Annotated in this window: 19 protein-coding genes and 3 tRNA genes; 15 read left to right on the top strand and 7 right to left on the bottom strand. The window is 73.2% G+C overall.

What is annotated here, in order from left to right; all coding sequences use genetic code 11:
• The first annotated feature begins 88 nt into the window (after window positions 1-88).
• Window positions 89-592: an NUDIX hydrolase gene (locus ACFYWM_RS38995; protein WP_389925043.1), complete on the top strand. Its 504-nt coding sequence runs from the start codon at window positions 89-91 to the stop codon at window positions 590-592.
• 49 nt (window positions 593-641) lie between these two features.
• Here the strand turns inward: ACFYWM_RS38995 and ACFYWM_RS38990 are convergent.
• The 3 genes from ACFYWM_RS38990 to ACFYWM_RS38980 all read right to left on the bottom strand — a co-directional run bounded on the left by ACFYWM_RS38990 (window position 642) and on the right by ACFYWM_RS38980 (window position 1054).
• Window positions 642-714 (bottom strand) — tRNA-Leu (locus tag ACFYWM_RS38990).
• 74 nt (window positions 715-788) lie between these two features.
• Window positions 789-861, bottom strand: a tRNA-Pro gene (locus tag ACFYWM_RS38985).
• Window positions 862-982: 121 nt separating this feature from the next.
• A tRNA-Gly gene (locus tag ACFYWM_RS38980) sits at window positions 983-1054 on the bottom strand.
• Window positions 1055-1671: 617 nt separating this feature from the next.
• Between ACFYWM_RS38980 and ACFYWM_RS38975 the strand changes: the two genes are divergently transcribed.
• Window positions 1672-2643: an alpha/beta hydrolase gene (locus tag ACFYWM_RS38975; RefSeq protein ID WP_389925040.1), complete on the top strand. Its 972-nt coding sequence runs from the start codon at window positions 1672-1674 to the stop codon at window positions 2641-2643.
• Window positions 2644-2732: 89 nt separating this feature from the next.
• On the opposite strand, the gene ACFYWM_RS38970 is transcribed toward ACFYWM_RS38975, so the two are convergent.
• Window positions 2733-3803 (bottom strand): radical SAM protein, encoded by a 1071-nt coding sequence (locus ACFYWM_RS38970; RefSeq protein ID WP_389925038.1) that lies wholly within the window; start codon window positions 3801-3803, stop codon window positions 2733-2735.
• Window positions 3804-4272: 469 nt separating this feature from the next.
• Here ACFYWM_RS38970 and ACFYWM_RS38965 point away from each other — a divergent pair, with 469 nt between their 5' ends.
• Genes ACFYWM_RS38965 through ACFYWM_RS38935 form a run of 7 tightly spaced genes read left to right on the top strand, consistent with a single transcriptional unit; the run spans window position 4273 to window position 11804 of the window.
• Entirely contained in the window at window positions 4273-4497 is a 225-nt protein-coding gene (locus tag ACFYWM_RS38965) for a hypothetical protein (RefSeq protein ID WP_389925035.1), read from the top strand.
• Window positions 4498-4532: 35 nt separating this feature from the next.
• Entirely contained in the window at window positions 4533-5669 is a 1137-nt protein-coding gene (locus ACFYWM_RS38960) for a radical SAM protein (protein WP_389925032.1), read from the top strand.
• Complete coding sequence (locus ACFYWM_RS38955; protein WP_389925029.1) at window positions 5666-6457, top strand: sugar phosphate nucleotidyltransferase; 792 nt, start codon at window positions 5666-5668, stop codon at window positions 6455-6457. Before ACFYWM_RS38960 ends, ACFYWM_RS38955 begins: the two co-directional genes overlap by 4 nt.
• On the top strand, window positions 6454-7704 hold the full coding sequence (locus ACFYWM_RS38950) for a DUF6365 family protein (RefSeq protein WP_389925026.1): 1251 nt from the start codon (window positions 6454-6456) through the stop codon (window positions 7702-7704). The genes ACFYWM_RS38955 and ACFYWM_RS38950 overlap by 4 nt, the downstream gene beginning before the upstream one ends.
• A gap of 7 nt (window positions 7705-7711) precedes the next feature.
• Window positions 7712-8623 carry a radical SAM protein gene (locus tag ACFYWM_RS38945; RefSeq protein ID WP_389925019.1) on the top strand — a complete coding sequence of 304 codons (912 nt, stop codon included), beginning with the start codon at window positions 7712-7714 and terminating at the stop codon, window positions 8621-8623.
• 5 nt (window positions 8624-8628) lie between these two features.
• Window positions 8629-9978, top strand: coding sequence for a polysaccharide pyruvyl transferase family protein (locus tag ACFYWM_RS38940; RefSeq protein ID WP_389925016.1), 1350 nt, complete (start codon window positions 8629-8631; stop codon window positions 9976-9978).
• Entirely contained in the window at window positions 9975-11804 is a 1830-nt protein-coding gene (locus ACFYWM_RS38935) for a B12-binding domain-containing radical SAM protein (RefSeq protein WP_389925013.1), read from the top strand. Before ACFYWM_RS38940 ends, ACFYWM_RS38935 begins: the two co-directional genes overlap by 4 nt.
• Here the strand turns inward: ACFYWM_RS38935 and ACFYWM_RS38930 are convergent.
• From ACFYWM_RS38930 to ACFYWM_RS38920, 3 genes are all read right to left on the bottom strand, one after another.
• Window positions 11715-14768, bottom strand: coding sequence for a tetratricopeptide repeat protein (locus ACFYWM_RS38930; RefSeq protein ID WP_389925010.1), 3054 nt, complete (start codon window positions 14766-14768; stop codon window positions 11715-11717). The two genes, ACFYWM_RS38935 and ACFYWM_RS38930, sit on opposite strands and share 90 nt — an antisense overlap.
• A gap of 2 nt (window positions 14769-14770) precedes the next feature.
• A complete protein-coding gene (locus tag ACFYWM_RS38925) occupies window positions 14771-15628 on the bottom strand; it encodes an ABC transporter permease (protein WP_389925008.1) in 858 nt (285 codons plus the stop codon).
• A gap of 124 nt (window positions 15629-15752) precedes the next feature.
• Complete coding sequence (locus tag ACFYWM_RS38920; RefSeq protein ID WP_389925005.1) at window positions 15753-16706, bottom strand: ABC transporter ATP-binding protein; 954 nt, start codon at window positions 16704-16706, stop codon at window positions 15753-15755.
• A gap of 191 nt (window positions 16707-16897) precedes the next feature.
• Between ACFYWM_RS38920 and ACFYWM_RS38915 the strand changes: the two genes are divergently transcribed.
• The 6 genes from ACFYWM_RS38915 to ACFYWM_RS38890 are packed head-to-tail and all read left to right on the top strand — an operon-like array spanning window position 16898 to window position 23504.
• Window positions 16898-17569 (top strand): iron-containing redox enzyme family protein, encoded by a 672-nt coding sequence (locus tag ACFYWM_RS38915; protein WP_389925002.1) that lies wholly within the window; start codon window positions 16898-16900, stop codon window positions 17567-17569.
• Window positions 17569-18834: a radical SAM protein gene (locus tag ACFYWM_RS38910; protein WP_389925060.1), complete on the top strand. Its 1266-nt coding sequence runs from the start codon at window positions 17569-17571 to the stop codon at window positions 18832-18834. Before ACFYWM_RS38915 ends, ACFYWM_RS38910 begins: the two co-directional genes overlap by 1 nt.
• Window positions 18824-19012: an aroma-sacti cluster domain-containing protein gene (locus ACFYWM_RS38905; RefSeq protein WP_389924999.1), complete on the top strand. Its 189-nt coding sequence runs from the start codon at window positions 18824-18826 to the stop codon at window positions 19010-19012. The genes ACFYWM_RS38910 and ACFYWM_RS38905 overlap by 11 nt, the downstream gene beginning before the upstream one ends.
• Window positions 19013-19025: 13 nt before the next feature.
• Window positions 19026-22034: an adenylate/guanylate cyclase domain-containing protein gene (locus ACFYWM_RS38900; protein ID WP_389924996.1), complete on the top strand. Its 3009-nt coding sequence runs from the start codon at window positions 19026-19028 to the stop codon at window positions 22032-22034.
• Window positions 22031-22867 (top strand): S8 family serine peptidase, encoded by an 837-nt coding sequence (locus tag ACFYWM_RS38895; RefSeq protein ID WP_389924994.1) that lies wholly within the window; start codon window positions 22031-22033, stop codon window positions 22865-22867. The genes ACFYWM_RS38900 and ACFYWM_RS38895 overlap by 4 nt, the downstream gene beginning before the upstream one ends.
• Window positions 22851-23504 carry a GAF domain-containing protein gene (locus ACFYWM_RS38890; protein WP_389924991.1) on the top strand — a complete coding sequence of 218 codons (654 nt, stop codon included), beginning with the start codon at window positions 22851-22853 and terminating at the stop codon, window positions 23502-23504. The genes ACFYWM_RS38895 and ACFYWM_RS38890 overlap by 17 nt, the downstream gene beginning before the upstream one ends.
• Window positions 23505-23558 lie beyond the last annotated feature (54 nt).

Raw genomic sequence — 23558 nt, 5'->3', positions numbered from 1 at the left:
GAAGGGGTCGGGTTTTGAAAGGGCGGGCCTCGAAGGGGCGGGCCCCCAGGCAGGGTGCTCTCTTCCGCGATCTTCTACGATCGGGGACGTGACCGACCCGATCTCACGTGCCAGTGCCCGGATCCTGCTGGTCGACGCCGACGACCGTCTCCTGCTGTTCCGGTATCGGGCCCCCGCGCACTGGCCCGCCGAACATTACTGGATCACGCCGGGCGGAGGGGTGCACGACGGCGAGACGCTGGTCGCCGCGGCGGCCCGCGAGCTGCGTGAGGAGACCGGCCTGGTCGTCACGGAAGAGCGCCTGGGGTCCGTCGTGGCCCGCTCCTCCGGCCCGGTCTGGTTCGGTGACGTCCGGGTCGCCGCGGTCGACTCGTTCTTCTTCCTGCGCGTCGACGGCCACACCGTCGACGCCTCGGGACAGGAGGAGCTGGAGCGCTCGACGATCACGGCGCACCGCTGGTGGTCCCGGCACGACCTCCTCACCACCGGTGAGACGATCTTCCCCCTCGACCTGGGGACCCTGCTGCCCGGCTTCCTCACCGGCGAGCTCCCCGCCGAGCCCCTCCTGCTGCCCTGGCACCTCGACGAGTAGTGCCCGGCCACCGGGGTGGGCACGGGTGCCCGGTCACCGCCGTTTCGCGTGCCGCCCCAGGGACTCGAACCCTGATCACCCAGGTCCTGAACCTGGTGCCTCTGCCGTTGGGCCAGAGCGGCCGGGCGCGCCTCACGGCACGCCGGTGTCACGATGTCACTTTCACTGCTCGCACTGCCTTGTACTGCTCGTGTCGTCGGAACGGCAGGGCTCGAACCTGCGGCCTTCCGGTCCCTGGCCGGATGCTCTCCCTCCTGAGCTACGCTCCGTCACGCGTCCGGCCCGGTTGGCGTGGGCCGTACCGGACGCGTCGCGGGCCTGCCGACCGGGCGGGGGTCGCCACTCCCTCCGCCGAGTCCCAGTCCCATGGCCCCGCTCTCGCGAGGGCAGAGCCGCAGCGGGGGTTCGAACCCCGTCCTGCCGGGTGGAAGCCGGCTGCCTTACCGATTCGGCCTCTGCGGCGTGTCTCCCGGGATATTCCGGGGTGAATCCTTTCGCGCTCTCCAGGGAGAGGGCGTGAACGGATTCGATTTCACAACGTGCTGCGCTGTTCATTTGTCGAGGGCGGGACAACGAACCCCCACCCGCCGTGCCGGAAATGGAGAAGCCGCCTGGACCGGTGTCTCGGGCGGCTCGGCGGTTTCCCTCGCGAGGGCTATCCACCTGGCCGTCCGGGGGCCAGGACACCGCCGTCGAGCAGCGGGAACACCTCAAGCCCTTCCCGCCACACCGGTGATGCGCCGTGCTTCACTGTCGTTCCTCTCCAGGGTGCGGAGCGGTCGCTCCGGCCTTTCTCCATTTAAAGGCAAAGGCGGCCTCCGATGCCAATGGTTTTATCCATGTTTTCCACCGGCGGTGTCTTCGCGCTTTTCTCGCGACCGATGTGGAATTCACCTGGTACGGTCACGACGGCCGTACGATCGACACTGAGTCACCGGCGCCGGCCGTCCGCCGGTTGGCGGGCGGCGGGGCCCTCATCGCGGCCACCTTGCGGTTGTGAGGGAGGCCGGGCTCACACATGATCGATGAAAGGGCCGATCGCGCGAACCGGCGTCCCCTCTTCTGATTAGGTGAGTCACATGGCACTTCATCCGAACATCGATCCCGGCCTGGCCGCCGTCCTCGAGGCGAACCCCCTGCCCGTCGCGGACTTCGGCTCCCTGCGACTGGAGGACCTGCCCGGCGCCCGGATCCAGATGGACGCGGCGCGCGCGGCGATGCCCCCGACCCCGCCGGACGAGCGGGTCACGATCGAGAACCGGACGGTCCCGGGCCCTGACGGCGATCCCGACATCCGGTTGCGGATCTACCGGCCGGTCGGGCAGCAGGGCGCGGTCCCCGGCCTGTACTGGATCCACGGCGGCGGAATGATCATGGGTGACGTCGACATGGAGGACTCGCGCCTCAACGCGTACGCCGCCGAGCTGGGATGCGTGGTCGTCTCGGTCAACTACCGCCTCGCGCCGGAGCACCAGGACCCGGCGCCGGTCGAGGACTGCTACGCGGGCCTGGTCTGGACCGCCAAGAACGCCGCCGAGCTGGGCATCGACCCGGAGCGCGTCGCGGTGGGCGGGATCAGCGCGGGCGGCGGGCTCGCCGCGGGGACGGTGCTGCTGGCGCGCGACCGCGGCGGCCCGGCCCTGGCGTTCCAGCTCCTGATCTGCCCGATGCTGGACGACCGCAACACCACCCCCTCCAGCCACGAGTTCGCCGAGGCGGTCGTGTGGAACCGGGGGGCGAACCTGCTGGGCTGGAAAGCGCTGCTGGGCGAGCGGGCGGGCGGCGACGAGGTCTCCCCGTACGCGGCCCCGGCCAGGGCCGACGACCTGTCGGGCCTGCCCCCGGCGTACATCGACGTCGGCGAGCTGGAGGTCTTCAGGGACGAGTGCTTCGACTACGCCCTGCGGCTGGTGCGGGCGGGCGTCTCCACCGAGTTCCACCTCTACCCGGGAGCCTTCCACGGTTTCGACAGCATGATCCCCGAGGCGGAGATCAGCCGCCGGGCCGCCGCCGAGCGGCTGGTCGCGCTGCGCAGGGCCCTGTTCGGCTGACGGCCCGCCCGCCGCGTCCCCGTGGACAAGGGTCGCACCGCCTCCAGGGGCGCGGCGGGCGGCGTCCCCGGGCAGTCCCGCGCCGGGACTCACGGGGGCCCCTCGGGCGCTGCCTCCACGGGCATGGTTTCCGCGGGCGTGGTTTCCGCGGGTGAAAAGGCCGCGGGGCCGGGCGGCGAGGTTTCCGGGGAGCCGGGCGCCGGGATCAGCGCCAGCGCGTGCAGGAGCGCGTCGCGCTCGCCGCCGGCGCGCCTCAGCATGTGCTGGCAGATCCCGCAGATGCCGGAGAACTCCCGGTGGGCGAGGTCGCGGTAGCGGGGCAGCGCGGTCAGCGCCCCGGTACCCAGGGTGCCCAGCACCGCGAGGAACGGGTCGGCGGCGAGGCCGGCGAGCGCCCGGCGCACGCCCTCGCGGTCGCCGGCCAGGCGGTGCAGGTCGGCGGGCCCGGCTCCCATGATGACGTTCTCGTCGCAGCAGGCCGTGATCCGCCCGTCGTAGCGGACCGTCGGGGTGTGCGCGATCGCGCACCGGCCCAGCCGCTCGCCGGTCACCCGGCGGGGGCCGGGGAACAGCCCTCGGGCGCGGCCGTACGGCAGGGGCGCGACCGGGTGGATCTCGGCGTGGTCGCGCCATCCGGCCCCCAGCGCGCCCACGAGAAGATCTTGCGCGTCCTCGATCTGGGCGGGGTCGTCCAGCACCTGGGCCACGAGCCAGGCGCCCGCGTCCGCGACGGCGCGGGCCGCGGTGGCCACGGCGGCGCGCGGGCTCGTGTGGTGGGCGTCGACGCCCAGGACGACGCAGGCCGACAGGCTCAGGACGGACCGGACCCACCCGGGGGGGTCGCCTCCGGCCCCCCAGTGACCGCTGGTGTAGGGGACGAGCGCCTTGCCCGACTCGTGGATCCGCCGGGCGGCGTGGGTGAGCCCGCGCCGCTCCACGAACGGCTCCCCGCCGGAGACGCCGACGACCCGCAGGTCCTCGTCCGCGCAGAGCCCCTCGACGATCTCCTCGAAGAGGGCGTGGTCGGTGATGCGCGGGCCGTCGGGGCGGGCGTCGACCGAGCAGTGGGCGCAGCCGACGGGGCAGCGGTCGGTGACGATGAGCAGCGCCGACCTCCCGCGTTGCCGCCGCAGGGCGTCGAGCTCGGCGAGCCTGAGCATGCCCCGACGGTACGCCGCCCGTGCCGCGCCACGGTCGCCCGGCGGCGCGGACAGGCCGCACGGCGATACGGGCAGGCCGCCCAACGGCCCGGGCAGGCCTCCTCGCGCGGCCGCTTACGCCGTTCCGGCGGGAATCCAGGCCGCTCCCCCGTACACATAGGCCGCTCACACGCAGACATAGGCCGCTCACACGCAGACGTAGGCCGCTCACACGTACGCGCAGGCCGTTCGCACGTATGTGTAAGCCGTTCGCGCATACGTGTAAGCCGTTCGTCCGCACGCGTAGGCCGCGGTCCGCGCCGGTCTGTCCGCGAGGGGGCGGCGATCGGCTGTCCGGCACCGGGCCCTTCGTCCCCCGGCGGGCCCGGAATACGCCTGCCAGGCGGTGGTTCGGGGAGCGCCGGATTCGTACCTTGATCGCGTGGGAAGCCCGAACGGCCCACGGAACCCCGTCCCATGGGAGGGACCAATGAGCGAGTCTCCACGCGTCCGCGATCTCGTGCAGCGCGCCGCATCCGACCCCGCGTTCGCCGAGCAGCTGCTCAGCGACCCGGAGTCGGTCGCCACCGAGTACAACCTCGGCACCGACCAGATCGACCAGATCAAGGAACTGGCCGGTGCCGGCCTGCTCCAGCCCGCCGTCCAGGCGCACACGGTTCCCGTCAAGGAGCCCGGTGGTGGTGGCTACTACTAAACCGCACGGCCACTACTAGCTCTCCAGGGGGTGTCGTGCACTTCAACTCGATACTGGTCAGCGTCACCGAGATCTGCACCGTAGGCTGCCGGCACTGCGGTTTCACCGGTTCCACGCGGGACCGCCAGCCGACGGCGGACGACATCGGGCGCTGGGTGGCACAGGCGTGCGACAGCGGCATCCCGGAGATCATCTTCACCGGCGGCGAGCCCTTCCAACGGTTCCGGATGCTCAAGTCCGGGGTCGGGGCCGCCGCCGGCCATCCCGGCGCACCGCGGATCTCGGTGTTCACCAGCAGCTTCTGGGGACGCTCGCCCGCCGCGGTGGACAAGATCCTCGAACAGCTTCCCGGCCTCACCCGGCTGTTCCTCAGCACCGACGTCTACCACCAGGAACGCGTGCCCACCCAGCACGTGGTCAACGTGATCGAGGGGGCGATCGCCCGGGGGATCCCGGAGATCAGCCTGTGCATCACCATCGCGGAGGACCACGAGGAGGAGCAGATCCGGAGCCTGTACCGGCGCTTCGAGGACCGGGTGCTGGTGCACGTGGACCGGGTGATCCCCACGCCGTTCATCAAGACGGCCCACCAGGTGGGCGTTCCCCCCGACCCGGAGAACTTCTCGGCCTCCTGCTATCTGGAGACCCCCCTGATCAATCCGAACGGCGACCTGTCGGCCTGCCACATCGGCAAGGCGGGGGCCTACGTCACGCTGTCGGACCTGGCCTACTTCATGGGCAACCTGCACGAGAAGTCGTTCGGGGAGATCCTCGACGACGCCGACCACAACTACGAGTACCAGTTCCTGCGGGTGTACGGGCCGCAGGGCGTGGCACGGATGGTCGCGTCCTCCCCCACGGTGCGCAAGCTGTTCAAGGGGACGAACTTCACCAACGGCTGCGACCTCTGCTACAAGCTGCTCCGCTCGCTCGACGGGCGGGCCCGGCTGCGCGAGATCGCCGCCGACCCGTTCCAGCGCGACCTGATCGACGCCGTGCGGCTGGTCCGGTTCGGCGAGCGGGCGCCGGAACCCCGGCGGCCCGCGCCCGGTCCCGCCCTGGGCACCCCCCTGCCCGTGCCCGGCGCCCCCGTGCCCGGTGCCCCCGGATCCCTGGTCGGTGTCCCCCTGCCGCTGATCGACGCTCCCCAACCAGTAAGGAGTGGCATGTGACGAGCACGAACCTCGTCGGACTCGTACCCGCCGCCGGCCGGGGCACCCGGATGGCCCCGCTCCGCTACCCCAAGGAACTGCTGCCCATCGTGTACGAGCCCGTCGAGGGCGGCGCCCGGCTGCGTCCCGTCGCGGAGTACGCGCTGGAGTCGCTGGCGGGGGCCGGGGTCACCAGCGCGATCCTGGTGGTGGCCCCCTGGAAGATGGAGGTGGTCTCCTACATCGGGGACGGGCGCCACCTCGGCGTCGACGTCGCCTACCTCTTCCAGGAGGAGGCGCGCGGCCTGGCCTGCGCGCTCGACCTGGCCCACGGGTGGACCAGGGGACGCGACGTCGTGTTCGTCATGCCCGACACGATCTTCACCCCGTCCGACGCGCTGTCGCGGCTGCGCGACCTCTACGAGCGGACGGACGCGGACCTCGCGCTCGCGGTCTTCCCCACCCCCGACGCGCACCGGCTGGGACCGGTGGTCGTGCACGGGGACCGCGTGCACCGGGTGTTCGACAAGCCCGCCGACCCGCCCGTCATGAACACCTGGGGCGCGGCGATCTGGGGGGACGCCTTCGCGAGGCTCCTGCACGAGGAACTGGCCGGGGACATCGGCCAAAGCCCCGTGAACAACGCCGGGGGCGAGCCGGTGCTCGGGCACTACTTCGACCTGGCGGTCCGCAACGGCCTGCGGGTCCGGGCGGCCGAGTTCCCCGGCGGCACGTTCCAGGACGTCGGCACGCCGTTCGGCGTCCGCCGGTCCCTGGAGGGTCCCTCACTTCTGGCGGTGAACCAGTGAGACTCCTGTTCTTCGCGATGAGCAGCGCCGGGTACGGCGAGACGCTCATCGGCATGTCGCTGGCCCGCCAGCTCAAGTCCGCCGGGATCGAGAGCTTCTTCATCGTCGAGCCCATGTCGGAGAGGCTGCTGCGCGGCAGCGGGTTCCCGTACCTGGTGCTCGACAACTCGATGCGCGGGTTCGCGACGCTGCTGGTGGACGAGACGGTCCGCGAGTTCCGCCCGGACGCGATCGTCCTGTCCGACTACTTCACCTACTGCGGCGTGTTCCCCAAGCGCTACGGCGTCGACCCGTGGTTCATCGAGCGGTACGACCTGCCGATCATGCCGATCGACATCTGGGAGTGGTCCGGCACCGACTTCGCGGTGGACGTCTTCCACGGCAAGGCGATGGACGTCAGCCGGAAGATCATGGAGATGCCCGCCCACCTGCGCCCGGCCCCGATCTGCCATTTCGAGCCGGAACCGCACGCCTACCCCTTCCGGCTGTGGGAGGGCAACGAGAAGGTCAGCCGCCGCACCCGCCACCACCTGCGCGAGACGTTCGGCATGGCGCAGGAGGACCGGATGGTGCTGCTCGCGGTGGCCGGGTGGCAGCAGGACAAGTACTCCGACGAGAACGGCGACCAGATGGCCGCGCAGGTCCCCGAGCTGATGGTGCACTACCTGCGGCAGCTGCCGCCCAGTGCCCGCTTCGTGTTCGTGGGCAGCGTGCCTCAGGTGCTGTCGGGCCTGGCCGACCGCGCGCACGTCATCCCGGCGTGCTCGCCGCACCGGTTCAACGTGCTGCTGGGCTCGGTCGACCTGGTCCTGACGCTCAACCTGCCCGCCACCACCCTGGCCAGGGCGGTGCTGTCCGACATCCCCGGGCTGGTGCTGACGAACAGGTTCGACGTACCGGAGAAGCAGGACATCGACCGGGTGGAGGCCGAGCTGGGCGGCCTGTCGGAGGACGTGCGGTCGTGGCTGTCGCGGACCCTGCCCATGTATCCGTTCCGGATGTGGCCGCTGGGGTTCCACAGCTTCCTCGACCCCATCCTGGCGAACAACCCCTACATGTCGACGTTCGCCCACGCCGAGCTGCTCGACGAGCCCGCCGTGCTGGCGGCGCTGCACGGGGTGCTGTACGACCGCGGGGTCCAGGACGACCTGGCGCGCGAGCGGGCCGCGTACCTGGAGAAGCTGACCGATCATCCCGGCACCCCCGAGGTCTTCGCCTCGGCGGCGAGCCGCCTGGGCCTGGCGTGAGGTGGACATGAAACAGCTGAGCATGCACGTGACCGACCTGTGCAACGAGAAGTGCGGCTTCTGCGTCGTGGGCTCGCCGCTGGCGAAGTCCGACAGCGTGGAGTACGGGGACCTGATCCGCTTCCTCGTCGAGAACTCCGGCCAGGGCTACGAGTCGGTGAACCTGCACGGCGGGGAGCCGACGATCCACCCCCGCCTGTTCGAACTGCTGCGCACGATCAGGCTGCTGGAGTACCCGCGCGTGGAGATCCAGACCAACGCGCGGCGGCTGCGGGACCCGGAGTTCACCCAGCGTCTCGCCGACAACGGGGTCGAGCTGTTCGTGGTCTCGCTGCACGGCTCCACCTCGGTCATCCAGGACTGCCTGACGCAGACGCCGGGCGGGTTCGACGAGACGATCGAGGGCATCCGCAACGCCAAGCGGTCGGGGGTCGCGGTGCGGACCAACACCGTCATCACCCGGATGAACATGGGGCGGTTGCTGGACATCTGCAAGCTCTGCGTCGACCTGGGGGTCGACCACGTCAACATCTCCAACCTGCACCCGGTGGGCAGCGGCTTCTTCGCCCTGGACATGCAGGCGCCCACGGTCGCCGAGACCCGGACGCACCTGATGCCGGTGATCGAGATGATGCTCGCGTCGCCGGCGCGGCTCACGCTGGAGGGCTTCCCGCTGTGCGTGGTCACGCCGCACGAGGAGCTGGCCATCGAGGACGGGACGCGCTCGATCCGGATGATGTACCAGGGCAGCGTCGTGGACGACTACGACGCGTTCATGGACGGCGAGATGCGCTCGTACGGGCCGCCCTGCGACGGCTGCCCGCTGCGGGCGCAGTGCGGCGGCGTCTACAACGAGTACGCCGAGCGCCGGGGCTGGGAGGAGTTCGGCCTGCGCCGGCCGTCCCCCATCGGCGGGTGACCGGGATGTCCCAGCGGATCGCGATCTGGGCGGGCAGCAGCCTGCCCAACGTCGGCGACCGTCTGCTGGCGGCGGTGACCGAGGCCGAGCTGTCGCGCCGCCTGCCGGACGCCACCTTCCGGCACTTCTGCCCGTGGAGCACCGCGGCCGGCCCCGCGCCGCTACGGGTGGACCGGGACGGGAGCTGGCCGGGGGCGGGCTCGTTCGACGCCGTCGTGATGGCGGGCGGCCTGTGGAGCGGCCCGCCGTTCCGGCACCCGATCATGCAGGTGTTCTGCCTGGGCCCCGCCCCGGAGGCGTTCGATCCGGGCGTGTGGGTCGCCTGGCACGGTGTGGGGCTGCAGGACGACACCCCGGCGCCCGCGCGTGACGACTGGCGCGGCTACCTGGGGGCGGTCCGGGAACGGATCGACCACCTGACCGTACGCAGCCGGGCGGCCGCCCGGCGGATGGACGACGCGACGGGCGTGCCGGGCACGGCGGTCGTCCCCGACCCGGCCTTCGCGCTGGAGCCGCTGGAGGCGCTGGAGGCGCTGTCGCCCCGGGCCGTCGGTGCCACCCGGGCCCCCCGGTCCGGGCGGCGGCGCCGGCCGCTGATCGGCGTCGCCGTCGGCGCCCCGGGGGTGACCTCGCAGCTGGTCACCCACCTCGTCGGCCGCGACCTCGCCTCGCGGGGCACGGCCGACCCGGCGCTGTGCGTGCCGCCGGAGCAGGTCATGGCCGAGGCGTCGGCGCCCGGCGAGCGCGCCGCGGCGCTGGGGTTCGTGACGGAGCTGGGCCTGACCCTGATCGAGCTGGCCGCCTTCGCCGACATCGAGTTCATCACGGTGCCCAACATCTACGGCGACGAGGAGGCCGGGGCCAGGTTCGCCCGGGCGGTGCCGCGCGCCCGCGTCCGGGAGATCCGCCTTCCCGGCGTCTCCGGCGACGGCACCGGGGCCTCCACCTGGGCCTCCACCTGGGCCTCCATCGGCGCCTCCACCGGGGCCGACGAGCTCACCGAGGCCTTCGCCCGCTGTGACCTCGTCCTCGTCTCCCGCTACCACAGCGCGATCCTCGCGCTGCGCGGCGCGACGCCGTTCGTGGCGGTCGACCCCTTCTGGAGCCGACGCAACGGCACGAGCAAGCTGCACGAGCTCACCGCCGAGCTGGGCATGGCGCACCGCTACTGGACGCACCACGACACGCACCCCGCCGAGGACCTCCTCGGGATCGTGGAGCGCGCGCTGGACGACGACCCGATCGAGGCCGCCGTCTACCGCGACACCCACGCGCGGGCGAGGGCCGCCTTCGACCGGCTCGCCGAGGGACTTCGCTCCGCTCGGCCGAGAGTGACACTGGGGAGATCGTCATGACCCTTAAGGCCGTACTCGTCTACTCCAACGACGACGGGTTCTCGCTGGGGGTCGAGCTGATCCGGGCGGCCGTGGCCGAGCGGGTCTCCCCCTCGGAGGTCGAGCACCGGGTCTGGTTCCACGAGGACGTGGGCAGCCTGGCCGAGGACTACCTGGGGCACTACAACGCCTTCATGGCGCGGCTGTTCGACTACCGGCCGGACGTGATCTCCTTCTCCGCGTTCGTGTGGAACCACGACGAGTTCACCCGGATGGGGCGCATCGTCAAGCGGCACCTGCCGGACTGCCGCGTCGTGTGGGGAGGCGCCCAGGCCAACTCCCGGCGGATGGCCGCCCACCTGCTGCGCGAGTACCCGTGGCTGGACCTGGTGCTGCGCGGCGAGGCCGAGGAGGCGTACCCGGAGCTGCTGGAGACCCTGGCGCGGGACGGCGACCTGGGCGCGGTGGCGGGCGTCACCCGGCGGGACGGCGGCGAGCCCATGCACAACGACGACCCGCCCGACGTCGACCTGGGCTCGCTGCCGCTGGTCTTCACCGCCGACAGGCTCCCCCTGGAGCCGATCCTGCGGCGCAGGCCGGACGCGGTCCTGGCGTACGAGACGGGCCGGGGGTGCCGGCAGAAGTGCAAGTTCTGCCTCTACAGCGCCCCGAAGCTCCGCGCGTTCCCCATGGAGCGGGTCGAGCGGGAGCTGTCCTACCTGCTGGACGCGGGCATCCCCTACCTGCGGATGTGCGACGCGCACCTGGGCATCTCCCGGCACCGGGCCATGGAGATCTTCGAGATCGTCGCCGGGCACAACCGGGGGACGGTGGTGGACGTCTACCCGGACGTCAAGCACGTCGACCTCGACTACGTGCGGGCGATGAACCGCGCCGGGTGCCGGGTGATCACCCTGGGCATCCAGTCGTCCGACGCCGACACCCTGCAGCTGGCGGCCCGCAGGTTCGACCGGGGACGGTTCGCCCAGGCCGCCTCCCTCATCCGCCGCCACCACAACCACGCCCTGGCCGCGGACATCATCATCGGCATGCCGGGCGACAACGCGGACAAGGTTCGCGACAGCGTGCGGTTCGCCTACGAGAGCGGCGTGGAGAAGGTGCACTTCGCACCGCTGATGGCCTTCCCGGGAACCGACTACTTCGAGTACGCGGAGCAGTACGGGATCGAGTTCTTCGACTTCCAGCCGCCGCTCGTCGTCAGGTCGCGCGGTTTCAGCACCGAGGACTACCAGCGGGCGATGGTCTTCGCCGGGCGGGTCGAGGCGCTGCAGGACGCCGCGCCCACGCTGCTGCGCTGCCTCATCGCGGCCCCGGACTGCGACGTCGCGGCCTGGGCCGAGCGCCTCGACCTGGGCTCGGGGGCCGACCCGGTGCCACGCGTCGAGGAGGCGGACCTGCCGCCCGAGGTGAGGAGCCTGCTGCTCGACGGGCTCGCCTGGGACGCCGCGGTCCGCGCCCAGCGGGCGACGACCGCGCAGGACCCGCCGGGGCTCGCCGACGACACGCTCGTCGAGGGCGTCACGCCGGACGCCGTCCACTGGGCGGACCACCCCGTCCACCTGCTGCTGCGAGACTTCACGCTGACGTTCGACGCGCTGCCCCGGGAGCGTCAGGGCTACCTGTTCCCCCGGGGCGGCGCCGTGGGCTACCCGCTGGGCGGGCCGCTGCTCGCGGCCTTCGATGCGGCGGCCCCGGGGATCACGGTCGGCGAGTGGCGGGACAAGACGCGGGCGGGCTCAGCCACCGAGCTGGCCCGTGAGGTGTGTGACTCCGCCTTCAGGATCCTGCACGCCACCGGGGTGGTCGCGCTGCGCGGGGAGGGCTGAGCCCTGGCCGGGCTCCCGGCCGAGACCCCGGCCCAGGTCCCGGCCGATGTCCCTGCCCAGGTCTCGGCCCAGGTCTCGGCCCAGGTCTCGGCCCAGGTCCCTGTCCGGCTCCCGGCCGGGGTCACCGCCGGGGTGGCTGCCGAGGTTCCGGCCGAGAGCACCGCCCAGGTCCCTGCCGATATCTCGGCCGGTGTCCCGGCCGAGCTCCTTGCCCAGGTCGCGGCCGATGTCCCTGCCGATGTCCCGGCCCAGCTCCCTGCCCAGGTCACGCCCGCGCAGGGATCGGGCGCGCGAGTCGTACTCGCGGGCCAGGTCCCTGCGCGAGGACAGGCCCAGCTTGGCGAACACGCTGGACAGCTGGGCCTGCACCGTGCGGGGCGACACGAACAGCTTCGCGCCGATCTCGCGATTGGTCAGCCCGCCGGAGGCCAGCAGGGCCACCTGGCGTTCCGCCCTGGTCAGGGCCGCCCAGCCGACCCCCTGGCCGCGCGGACCCCGGCCCCGTCCCGCGTAGGTGACGGCCTGGCCGACGTCCAGCCCGGCGCCCTCCTCCCACAGGGCGGCGAACTCCCCCTCGCCCAGCGCGGCCCGTACCCCGGCCAGGTCCGCCTCGTGCTGCTGCGCCACCGCCGGGGGCCGCGACAGCCCCAGCCGGTCGCGCAGCGACTGGGCCGCGCCGAACAGCCTCGCGGCGTGCTCGTGGCGGCGGTGCCCGGCCGCGAGCCCGGCCATCGCCTCCAGCGAGTCGGCCGTCTGGGCGCGCAGCCCCATGGCGGCCCCGGCCCGCAGCGCCGAGTGGTGCGCGGAGGCGGCACGGGACGGGTCGTCGCGCCGGGTGACGCTGCCGAGGGTGAACAGGCACCGCCAGGCGAGCGGGCGGTCGTCGGTCTCCCGGGCGCGCGCCATGGCCTCCTCGGCGAAGGTGAGGGCCGAGGAGCCCGAATAACCCGAGGAGCCCGAGTTACCCGAGGAGCCGGAGCCCAGGATCGCGGCGCCCAGACCGGCCAGCCCCATCGCCGCCAGCCGGGCGGCGGTGCGCTCGCCCACCTCGACGACCTCGGAGAACACCTCCCTCGCCGCCTCGTACTCGCCGACGTCGAGCAGCATCCTGCCGAGCGTGTCGAGGCAGTCCCCGAGCAGCGGCGGGGAGTCCGCGGAACGGGCGATCGCGACCGCCTCGGCGAGCCGCTCCCTGGCCGGTCCGTAGTGACCGCGGCAGGCGGCCACCTCCCCCAGCCCCCTGAGCACCGCGGCCCTCCCCCAGACGTCGCCCATCCGGTCGGCGGCGGCCAGGCTCTGGCCGAGCGCGCTCTCGGCCTCCCCGTACTCGCCCTGGTAGACGGCCACCTGCGCCATGGCGAGCAGGCCCATCTCCAGGCTGAGCTCCGAGCCGCGCCTGCGGCCGGCGGTGACGCACCGCTCCAGGGCCGCGCGGGCCCCGGCGAGGTCGCCGGAGGCGAGCAGGGCGCGGCCGAGCAGGACGAGGGGCACCCCGCTCCACTCGTGGCCCGCCGGGGCCCTGTTCCGGGCCGCGAGCTCGGTGAGGGTGGGGCCCGCGGACACGGGCTCGCCCATCGTCCGCAGGCCGGCCAGCACCGCCAGCGCCCGCGTCTGCCCGGCCTCGTCCCCCAGCTCGCGGAACATCGCCAGCGACCGGCGGCAGGCGTCCGAGGCGTCGGCGTACTCGCCCAGGGCGCAGGAGAGCACCGCGCCGCTCAGCTCCGCGGCGGCCAGCACCTCCGCGCGGTCCACGGCGCCCGACGAGACCAGCGAGGCGATCCAGCCGCGCCCCTCGCGCGGGCGGCCCCGCAGGATCCAGTACGTCTCCAGCGCGCTCGCCAGCCGGGCCCCGACCGTCGTCGACCCCCCGGAGGTGCACCAGCGCAGCACCGCCCGCATGTTGGCGTAGGCGGCCTCGATGCGTTCCAGGTGCGGCGCGGCGGCACCCGTGCCGAGCGCCTCCGCCGCCCGCTCGGCCAGCGACGCGTAGTACTCGGCGTGGCGCGCCCGCACGGTCCCGGTCTCGTCGGCGGCGCGCAGTTCCTGCCGGGCGTAGGCGCGCACGACCCGCAGCAGCCGGTAGCGGGTCACGGCGCCGCTGGTGTCGCACTCGACCAGTGACCTGGACACGAGCATGGCCAGGAGGCCGACGACGGCGTCCGGCCTGATGCCCGCGCCCGCGCAGATCCCCTCCACGTCGTCGATGACGAACCCGTCCTCGAACACCGCGAGCCTGCGCAGCAGCAGCCGCTCGCCGCCGGGCAGCATCTCGTGGCTCCAGCCGATCGCCGCCTCCAGCGACCTGTGCCTGGGGTGGGCGGTGCGGTTCCCCCCGGCCAGCAGCCGGAGCGGGTCGTCGAGCCGCTCGGCGATCTGCGCCGGCGACAGCATGATCGAGCGCGCCGCGGCCAGCTCGACGGCGAGCGGCAGGCCGTCAAGGCGGCGGCAGATCTCCCGTACCGCGTCCACGGTCTCGGGGGTGGCGGGCCGCCCCTGCGCGGCGGCGCGCTCGGCGAACAGGCGGGCCGACAGCCCCAGGTCCAGCGGGGCGAGGCGGCACGTCACCTCACCGGGTACGCCCAGCGGCTCCCTGCTGGTGGCCAGCACGCCGAGCCCCGGATAGGTGCCGAGCAGCTCCGGGACGATCACGGCGCACCGGTCGGCGACGTGCTCGCAGGTGTCGAGCACGAGCAGCGAGGGCCCCTCGCCGGGGACGACGCCGAGCTCCGCGAGCTCCGCGAGCCCGGGAACAGGGCCGGCGGTGAGGTCACGGAACCAGACCCCGCCCGGATAGGCGTCGGCCCAGGCGCGGGTGTACGCGTGCGCCAGCCGGGTCTTGCCGACGCCCGGCGCGCCGGTGAGCGTGACCAGGCGCGCCGAACCGAGCAGCCCGCGCAGGCCGGCGAGTTCGTTGTCGCGGCCGACGGGGCCGCCGGACCAGTCCCTGGGCAGATCGTCGCCCACCGCTAGCCCACCAGACGCCGGGAGAACGACCGCAGCGACAGCGCGCCCGTGGCGAGCGTCCCCACCGCGAGGACGGCCAGCGCGACCGCCTCGGGCATGTGCGGTACGGCTGGACTCAGCGCGCCGCGCAGCGCCTCGCTCACGTAGACGAGCGGGTTCGCCAGGACGACCGTCTGCAGCCACGGGATCGCCTCCAGCGCGGCCCAGGGGTAGTACACGCAGCCGAGCATCATGAGCGGCACGATGAAGATCGCGAACAGGGTGCTGAGCTGCTGGGGCGGGAGCAGCGTGCCGATGAGCAGGCCGATGCAGGCCGTCAGCAGGGACGACAGCAGCAGGACCGCGACCAGCAGCGGCCAGCGCCCGAAGTCGATGTTCGGGGCCTCGCCCGGCGCGTGCACGAACAATACGGCGAGGAAGACGACCACCGCCGCGATCAGCCCCTGGATCGCGCCCGCGACGATCTTCTCGACGCCGACGACCCAGACGGGGATCGGGGCGAGCGCCCTGTCGTCGATCTCCTTGGTGTACGAGAGCTCCATGACCAGCGGGGTCGTCACGGCGAAGATGCCCTGGAGCACGATGCCCGAGGCGACCAGGCCGGGGACCAGGATCGTGGTGAAGGTCTCCGCGCTCCCGTCCGCCGAGGGTCCCTGGCCCGCCCCGTACCCGATCCGCGGCAGGACCACGGCGAAGACGAAGATGAACAGGACGGGCTGGACCACGGTGCGGGCCATGAAGGAGCGCAGGTCCCGCCGCAGCACCCGCAGGTCGCGGGCGAGCAGCGCGCCGAAGGTGTGCGCGTAGCGGCGTGACACGGCCTGGGGCGTGTCCGGGGGCGCGATGGTCGATGCCGTCATCGAATCTCCTTGAGCGTGGAGAACCCGGGCCTCGGCTCCGGGGCGGAACCGCGGCGCGGTGCCCGCGTGGTTCGGAACGTTGTGCGCGGTGAGGTGGTCGATCCCGGTGTTCGCGGGGAGGTGCTCAATCCCGGTACTCCCGCCCGGTCAGGGCGAGGAACACGGTTTCGAGGCTGGGCCGGACGACCCGTACGTCGGCGAGCGACAGCCCGGCGTCCTGGCCCATGCTCACCAGGAGGGCGAGGACCCCCTCGGGGGCCGGGGTGAAGACGCGCAGCCGGTTGTCGGAGACCTCGGCCTCCGCGACGCCCGCCAGCTGCCCGGCCTGCTCGACGATCTTCTCCGGGTCGCCGTCGTAGGTCAGGGTCAGCACGGTCCGCAGGCTGGTGGACGCCTTGAGCTCGGCGAGCGTCCCGCAGGCCAGGACCGTCCCGTGGTCGACGATCGCGACCCTGTCGCAGAGCTCCTCCGCCTCCTCCATGTAGTGGGTCGACAGGACGACGGTCTGGCCACCGTCGCGGATCTCCCGCAGGGTGTCCCACAGGTTCACCCGGGTCTGGGGGTCCAGGCCCGAGGTGGGCTCGTCAAGGAAGAGGACGTCCGGCCGGTGCATCAGCGCCCGCGCGATCATGATGCGCTGCGCCTGGCCGCCCGACATCTCGGTGATCTTGGCTTTGGCGCGGGAACCCAGGCCGAACCGCTCCAGCAGCTCGCCCGCCCGCCGCCTGGCCTCCCGCGCGGGCAGCCCGGCGTAGCGGCCGCGGAACTCCAGGTTCTCGTGCGCGGTGAGCTGCCGGTCGAGGTTGTTGTACTGGGCCACGACGCCGATGTGGCGCTTGACCGCGATGGGGTCGCGCACCACGTCCGCGCCCCTCACCCTGGCCGTGCCGCCCGTCGGGGCGATCCTGGTGGTGAGCATCCCGATCGTCGTCGTCTTCCCCGCCCCGTTGGGCCCGAGGAGGCCGAACAGCTCGCCCTCCCGTACCCGCAGGGTGAGCCCGGCCACCGCCTCGGTCACCCCGGACGAGCTCGTGTAGGTCTTGCGCAGTTCGCTGGTCTCGACCGCGACGTCCGCCATATCCGGCTCCCTCTTCGGCACGTGGCGCCAGTGTGCGATCGCCCGGTTAAGTCGCGCCTTGGGAACGGTTGGAATCCGGTTTGAGACCCCGCGATCCCCCTGGCCGGAGGTGGTACCAGGCATTTCCATACCGGCTCCCAACCGTTATCGAACCGGCCGAGCCGACACTTCGTTCAGACGACGGGAGCCCGATGACACCCCCCAGCATCATCTTGCGGGCGAAGATCGACCTGACCGGCCACGCGCTCCGGAGCGCCGGAGGCTCGCTGTGGCGGGCCTCCGACCCGCGACGGCGCTATCGCGACTACCTGTGCGCGATGCACATGGTCATCAGGGCTTCGGTGCCGCTGCTGCGGGTCGCGGCGGCCAGGTCCGCGGAGCTGGGCGAGACGGAGCTTGCCCGGTACCTGGAGCGGCACGCGGAGGAGGAGGCCGGCCACGACGACTGGCTGCTGGAGGACCTGGCGCTGGTCGACCCCTCGGCCGGGGACGCGACGCGCGGCACGCCGCCCCCGTCGGTGGCCGGGCTCGTCGGGGCCCAGTACTACTGGGTGCTGCACCACCACCCCGTCGCCCTGCTCGGCTACATCGCGGTGCTGGAGGGCGAGGCGCCCTCCCCCGCCCTGATCGAACACATCGAGCGGAGCACGGGATACCCCCGGGCGGCGTTCCGCACGCTGTGGCGGCACGCCGCGCTGGACCTCGGGCACCGCGACGACCTCGACCGGATGCTCGACGGCCTGCCCGTGGTACGGGAGCGGCAGGCCGCCGTCGGGACCAGCGCCCTGCACACCGTGCGCGCGGCGGCCGAGCTGCTGCGCGAGCTGGCCGGCGAGCGCGCCGAGGTGTTCTCGTGCACCTGATGGACATCCTGGCGCTGCGCCCCGTCCCCGCCGCCGCGGTGCTCATGGCGATCACCCGGCGGTGCCCGCTGCGCTGCCGCCACTGCTCGACCGGCTCGCTGCCCGCCTCCGAGGAACACCCCGGGGAGATCTTCCAGCGCTTCGCCGGGACGTTCGCGCCGGGGGACGGGCCCCGGCTGGTCATGCTCACCGGGGGCGAGCCGCTGCTCCGGCCGCGCCTGGCCCGTTCCCTGGCCGAGGCCGCCGCCCGGGGCGGTGGCCGCACGATGATCCTGTCGGGCATGTTCTTCGCCCCGCGGTTGCCCCCCGCCGCCGGTGAGAAGGTCCGGATCCCTCCCGCGATCGCCGGGGCGATCGACGCGGCCGACCACTTCTCCGCCAGCCTGGACGCCTTCCACGAGGAGGAGGTGCCCCGAGAGAGCGTCTTCGCGGTCATGCGGGCGCTGCTGGCGCGGGGCAAGGACCTCAGCTTCCACGTCACCGGGACCGGGCCCGGCGACCCCTACCTGCGCGACGTCACCTCGGCGGTCCGGCGCGAGTTCGGCGACCGGGTGCCGATGCTGGTGAGCCGGGTGAAACCCGTCGGCCGGGCCCGCGCCACCGCGCCCCCGCCCACCCGAACCGCGACCGCGACAACGACCGCCGAGGCGGTGACGGCTCTTAAGACCGGGACCGCGACCGCGACCGCGACCAGGACCGCCGGGGCGGCGCTGACTCCCGGGACCGGCCCGCCCCCCGGAACCGGGACCGCGACCGCGACCGCGACCGCGACCGGAGACGCGACCACGACCACGACCGGAGACGCGACCGCGACCGCAGGCGCCACCGCGGTCGCCGGGAGCGCGCTGCCGTGCGCGATGGCCGCCTGGCCTGCCGTCGGGTTCGACGGGACGATCACCGCGTGCTGCAACCAGGACGTCGTCGACCACCGTCCCGTCCCCGGCCACCTGCGCCTGGGACACGCGGGCACCGACGACTGGGACACGGTCAGGGAACGCTGCCTGGAGTCCGGCGTGCTGCGCGCCCTGAGAACGTACGGCCCGCTGTGGCTGGCCGGCGCCCCGCCCTCGCGGGGGTACTGCGAGACCTGCCGGACGCTGGACGTGCCGCCCCCCGCGCGGACACCCGCCGCCGCCTTCGTGGAGCGGCGGGTCCTCGACCTGCAGCTGGCCGGCGGCGGTACGGCGTTCGCCAGGCGGTACGGATGCCCTCCCTACGACGACCTCGTGTCACTCGGCCACCCTGAGAGGGAACATGACCTTTGACCCTGTTCACGAACTGGCCCGCGCGGGGATCGACCTCACCTTCGTCAGCCCCGAGCAGCGCGAGGTCGTCCTCTCGCTGAGCGAGGCCGAGGTCGCGCTCCTGGCCTCCATCCACGAGCGGCTGAGGGACGGCGCACCCGAGGTCGAGGCCCACATCGTCGGCGGACTCCTGTTCTGATCGGGGGACGATCATGCGATGCCCTTCCTGCCTGGCCGAGACACCGGGGCTGCCCCGGTTCTGCCCCTCGTGCGGCACACGCCTCGCCGCCCCGGCGGCGGAGGTGCGAAAGATCGTCACAGTGGTCTTCTGCGACCTGGCCGAGTCCACCGCGCTGAGCGAGCGCCTCGACCCCGAGTCGCTCCGCGCCGTCCTGATCCGCTACTTCACGCTCATGCGCGACCAGCTCGCCTGGCACGGCGGCACCGTGGAGAAGTTCATCGGCGACGCCGTCATGGCCGTCTTCGGCGTCCCTGAGCTGCACGAGGACGACGCGCTGCGCGCCGCCCGCGCGGCGGTGGACATGCGGGCGGCGCTCGAACGCCTCAACGACGACCTCGAACGCGACCTGGGGATCCGGCTCAGTGCCCGTATCGGCGTCAACACCGGCGAGGTCGTCACCTCGGGCCACGCCCACGGCGACCAGGCGCTCGTCGCGGGCGAGGCGGTGAACGCCGCCGCCCGGCTCCAGCAGCTCGCCGGGCCCGGGGAGATCCTGCTCGGACCCGAGACGTGGCGCCTGGTGGGCCCCTCGGCGGTGGGCGTCGCGGTCGGGCCCCTGGAGCTGCGCGGCAAGCGGCGCCCGGTCCTCTCCTGGCGGCTGGACTCGATGCGCTCCGACGACCCGGCGGTGAGCCGGCGGTTCGACGTCCCGTTCGTCGACAGGCGGGAGCCGCTGGACGAGCTGGACCGTACCCTGGACGAGATCATCAGCCGGCGCGACTGCCGCATCGTGACCCTGCACGGCGAGGCGGGGGTGGGAAAGACCCGGCTGGCGCGGCTGTGGGCCGAGCGCGCGGGGCAGCGGGGCGTCCTCGTCGGCTCGGGCCGCTGCCGCCCGTACGGCGCGGGCGGCACGCTGCTCGGGGTGGCCGACGCGGTGCGCGACCTGGTGACGGTGGGCACGCCCGACCCCGAGGCCCTGGCCGTGCTCCGCGACGGCCTCCTCAAGGACGGCACCCCCAATCCCTCCCAGCAGGAGACCTCCTGGGCCCTGCGCAGCGTCCTGGAGAGCCTGGGCCGTTCCACGTACGTGCTGATCGTGCTGGACGACGTGCAGTGGGCGGACGGCCCGGTCTTCGACATGCTCGGCGACCTCGCCGAGGAGCTGCGTGACACCGCGATGATGGTGTTGTGCGTGGCCCGGTCCGACCTGTTCGACCGCCTGCCGGACTGGCAGCCCGCCTCCCGGCTGCCCCTGCCCCGGCTCGGGCCGGCCGACTCCCGGCTCCTGGTCTCCGAGCTGGCCGAGGTGACGGCGCACGACGGCGCCCTGCTGGAGCGGATCGCCGAGCGCGCCGAGGGCAACCCCCTGCACCTGGAGCAGCTCGTGGCCATGCTCGGCGACGACGGGGAGCCGCACGGCCTGCCGCTGACCGTGCGGGCGCTCATCGCGGCCCGCGTCGACAGGCTCGGGCACGACGCCAGGGCGATGCTGGAGTGCGCCACCGTGGTCGGCAGGGAGTTCAGCGTCGAGGAGTTGCGGGCCGTCTCGGGAACCGGCGAGCCGGGCGAGCTGCTGGAGGAACTCGGGCGCAAGTCCTTCGTCGAGCACCGTACGGAGGCGACGTTCCGGTTCGCCAGCGGCCTCATCCAGGAGGTCGTGTACAACGGCATGGCCAAGCGCCGGCGGGCCGAGTTGCACGAGCGGTTCGCCGGCTGGCTCGCCGAGGGAGAGGGCGGGGACGAGGCCGTCGGCACGCACCTGGAGCGGGCCTACCGGCACCGCGCCGACCTGGGGCCTCCCGACGACCACACCGTGCGGCTGCGCGGCGAGGCCGCGGCCCGGCTGTCCGGGGCGGGCACGCTCGCGCTGCGCAGGAGCGACCTGTCCAGGGCGGAGAAGCTGCTCAGCAGGGGCGCGGAGCTGCTGGGCCCCGCCCATCCCGGCTGGCCGCAGGTCAGCGGGCGCGTCGCGGAGACCGCGATCGCGCTGGGCGACGTCGAGCGGGGGCGGCTGCTGCTCACCGAGGTGCTGGAACGCGCGACGGGCGACGCGGACGCGCTGGTGGCCGCGCACGCCTCGCTCTACCTGAGCCACTTCGACCCCGCGGGCTCCTTCGAGATCGCGCGCCGGGCCATCCCGGTCTTCGAGGTGGCCGGCGACGACCTGGGGCTGGCCAGGGCCTGGACCCTGGTCGCCCAGGAGGCCCAGGGGCGCGGCAGGTTCGCCGAGACGAGGGGGATGCTGCAGCGCGCCCTGGGGCACGCCGTGCGGTCGGACGCCGAGCTGGAACGCGCGACGATCCTGGGCAACATGGCCGCCTCCCTCTGGCTCGGCCCCGAACCGGCCCCCGTCGCCATCTCCCAGTGCCACGGCCTGCTGGCCGCGCACGGCAGGGACCGCGGGACCGTACGCGCCGTCGTCCGCTGCCCGCTGGCGGTCCTGCTGGCCACACGGGGCAGGTTCGACGAGGCCAGGGCCACCCTCGCGGCGGCCGGGCAGTCCTTCGCCGACCTGCGGCACGCCTACGCCGACGCGTTCATGCCGATCTTCTCCGCGGCCGTCGAGTCGCTGGCCGGACGCTGGGACGTCGCCGAGGAGCTGCTGCTCCGGGCGTGCGCCAGGGCCGAGGCGCTCGGCGACGCCCAGCTCCTGGTCACCGCCTCCCGCGACCTGGCGGGCACGCTGCTGCGCCGGGGGGACCTGGCCGGGGCCGAGCGGTGGGCGGGCGTCGCCCTGGAGGGCTCGCCGGGGGACGCGCCGATGAACACGGCCGAGCTGCACGCGATCCGGGCCGAGGTGCTCGCCGCCCGCGGGGCCGAGGACTCCTCCCGCGAGCTCATGGACCTGGCCCTGCGCGAGGCCGGCGGCACCGACTCCCCCGCCTGCCGCGCCACCGTCCTGCTCGGCAACGCCCGCAGCCTCGCCCTCCTGGGGGCGTACGAGGAGAGCGGGGCGGCGGCGCGCGGCGCGGCGGCCGAGTTCGCGGCCAAGGGGCACCTGGTCGGCAAGGGGTGGGCGTCGGCGGGGCGGCGATGACCGCCAACCCGGACCTCACCTGGCGGCTCGGCGCCGAGGACGACATCGCCGTGTCCGCCGCGGGCAACGCCGCCGTCACCCCGGAGTGGGCGTGGCAGGGCGCCACCGGGCGCGGCGTGCGGGTCTGCGTCGTGGACAGCGGGGTCGACCGCGAGCACCCGATGCTCGCCCCGGTGCACTCGACCCACGCCGTGGTGACGGGCCCGGGCGGCAAGGCCGTCGTGCGGGAGAGCGAGGGCGCCGACAGCTGCGGGCACGGGACGGCGTGCGCCGGGATCATCCGCTCGGTCGCGCCCGAATGCGAGCTGCACAGCGTCCAGGTGCTGGGAGCGGGCTTCTCGGGAACGGGCGACGCCCTCGTCACCGGGCTCCGCTGGGCCATCGAGCAGGGGTTCGACGTGGTGAGCATGAGCCTGTCGACCAACAGGAGGCACCTGGCCGAGCCGCTGCGCGAGCTCGGCGACCTCGCCTACTTCCGGCGGACGGTGCTCGTGGCGTCCGCGCACAACCTGCCGGTGGAGAGCTTCCCCTGGCGGTTCTCGTCGGTGATCTCCGTGGGCAGCCACGCCGAGGACGATCCCGGCCTGATCCTCTACAACCCCCGCCCGCCCGTGGAGTTCTTCGCCCACGGGTCCGACGTGGAGGTGGCCTGGCCCGGTGGCGGGCGCACCCGATGCACCGGGAACAGCTTCGCGACCCCCCATGTCGCGGCCCGGTGCGCGCTGATCCTGAGCAAGCACCCGGGGCTGACCCCCTTCCAGGTGAAGACCGTCATGTACCTGACCGCTCAGAACGTTCAGAACGTGAGGAGGCCCGATGACAGGGAACGGTGAGATGGTCGCGGCCATCTCCGCCGCGGTCGCCGGCTCGGAGAGGGAACACCGGCTCCTGCTCCAGTCGATCGTCGACACGGCGCGCGTCATCTTCGGCGCCAAGGCCAGCTCGATCTTCCTGGTGAACGAGGAGCACGGGGACCTCGTCTTCGAGGCGGTCTCCGGCGAGGGCGAGCAGGTGCTCGTCGGGCGGCGCTTCCCCGCCACGCGGGGCATCGCCGGGTGGGTGCTGAACGCCAGGGACGCGCTGATCGTCGACGACCTCTCGGCGAGCACCGTGTTCGCCCGCGACATCGCCGAGTCGACCGCGTACGTGCCGGGCGGGCTCATGGCGGTGCCGCTCGTCCACGACGACGAGGCGCTGGGGGTGCTGGAGGTCCTGGACCCCCACCCGCAGGCGCGGGCGAGCATCGACGAGCTGGCGCTGCTGACGCTCTTCGCCTCGCAGGCGTCGGCGGCGCTGCGGATCGTGCAGCGCAACCGCTACGCCCGGCGGGTCCTGAACGGCAGCGGCGCCGAGTTCGGTGACCTGGTGTCCATCGTCTCCGCGCTGGCGGACGGGAGCGCGGGAAGGCGGCAGGCCGGACTGCGTCTGATCGGCTCGCTTCACGAGCTCCTGGTTGACAATCCGAGCTGACTATTTCAGGCAGGATTCACCCATTTACTAACACTAAAGCGCATATATCATGAC

It is taken from the genome of Streptosporangium sp. NPDC002721, assembly GCF_042888905.1.
In the GTDB taxonomy this organism is placed as follows: Bacteria; Actinomycetota; Actinomycetes; order Streptosporangiales; family Streptosporangiaceae; genus Streptosporangium.
The sequence above is the reverse complement of the archived record's forward strand: the minus strand, read 5'-3'. Positions and strand labels throughout refer to the sequence as shown.

Coding starts and splice junctions, on each gene's coding strand:
- ACFYWM_RS38975 (WP_389925040.1), top strand. CDS start 1,672: ATGGCACTTCATCCGAACATCGATCCCGGCCTGGCCGCCGTCCTCGAG.
- ACFYWM_RS38970 (WP_389925038.1), bottom strand. CDS start 3,803: ATGCTCAGGCTCGCCGAGCTCGACGCCCTGCGGCGGCAACGCGGGAGG.
- ACFYWM_RS38965 (WP_389925035.1), top strand. CDS start 4,273: ATGAGCGAGTCTCCACGCGTCCGCGATCTCGTGCAGCGCGCCGCATCC.
- ACFYWM_RS38945 (WP_389925019.1), top strand. CDS start 7,712: ATGAAACAGCTGAGCATGCACGTGACCGACCTGTGCAACGAGAAGTGC.
- ACFYWM_RS38940 (WP_389925016.1), top strand. CDS start 8,629: ATGTCCCAGCGGATCGCGATCTGGGCGGGCAGCAGCCTGCCCAACGTC.
- ACFYWM_RS38935 (WP_389925013.1), top strand. CDS start 9,975: ATGACCCTTAAGGCCGTACTCGTCTACTCCAACGACGACGGGTTCTCG.
- ACFYWM_RS38925 (WP_389925008.1), bottom strand. CDS start 15,628: ATGACGGCATCGACCATCGCGCCCCCGGACACGCCCCAGGCCGTGTCA.
- ACFYWM_RS38920 (WP_389925005.1), bottom strand. CDS start 16,706: ATGGCGGACGTCGCGGTCGAGACCAGCGAACTGCGCAAGACCTACACG.
- ACFYWM_RS38915 (WP_389925002.1), top strand. CDS start 16,898: ATGACACCCCCCAGCATCATCTTGCGGGCGAAGATCGACCTGACCGGC.
- ACFYWM_RS38910 (WP_389925060.1), top strand. CDS start 17,569: ATGGACATCCTGGCGCTGCGCCCCGTCCCCGCCGCCGCGGTGCTCATG.
- ACFYWM_RS38905 (WP_389924999.1), top strand. CDS start 18,824: ATGACCTTTGACCCTGTTCACGAACTGGCCCGCGCGGGGATCGACCTC.
- ACFYWM_RS38900 (WP_389924996.1), top strand. CDS start 19,026: ATGCGATGCCCTTCCTGCCTGGCCGAGACACCGGGGCTGCCCCGGTTC.
- ACFYWM_RS38895 (WP_389924994.1), top strand. CDS start 22,031: ATGACCGCCAACCCGGACCTCACCTGGCGGCTCGGCGCCGAGGACGAC.
- ACFYWM_RS38890 (WP_389924991.1), top strand. CDS start 22,851: ATGACAGGGAACGGTGAGATGGTCGCGGCCATCTCCGCCGCGGTCGCC.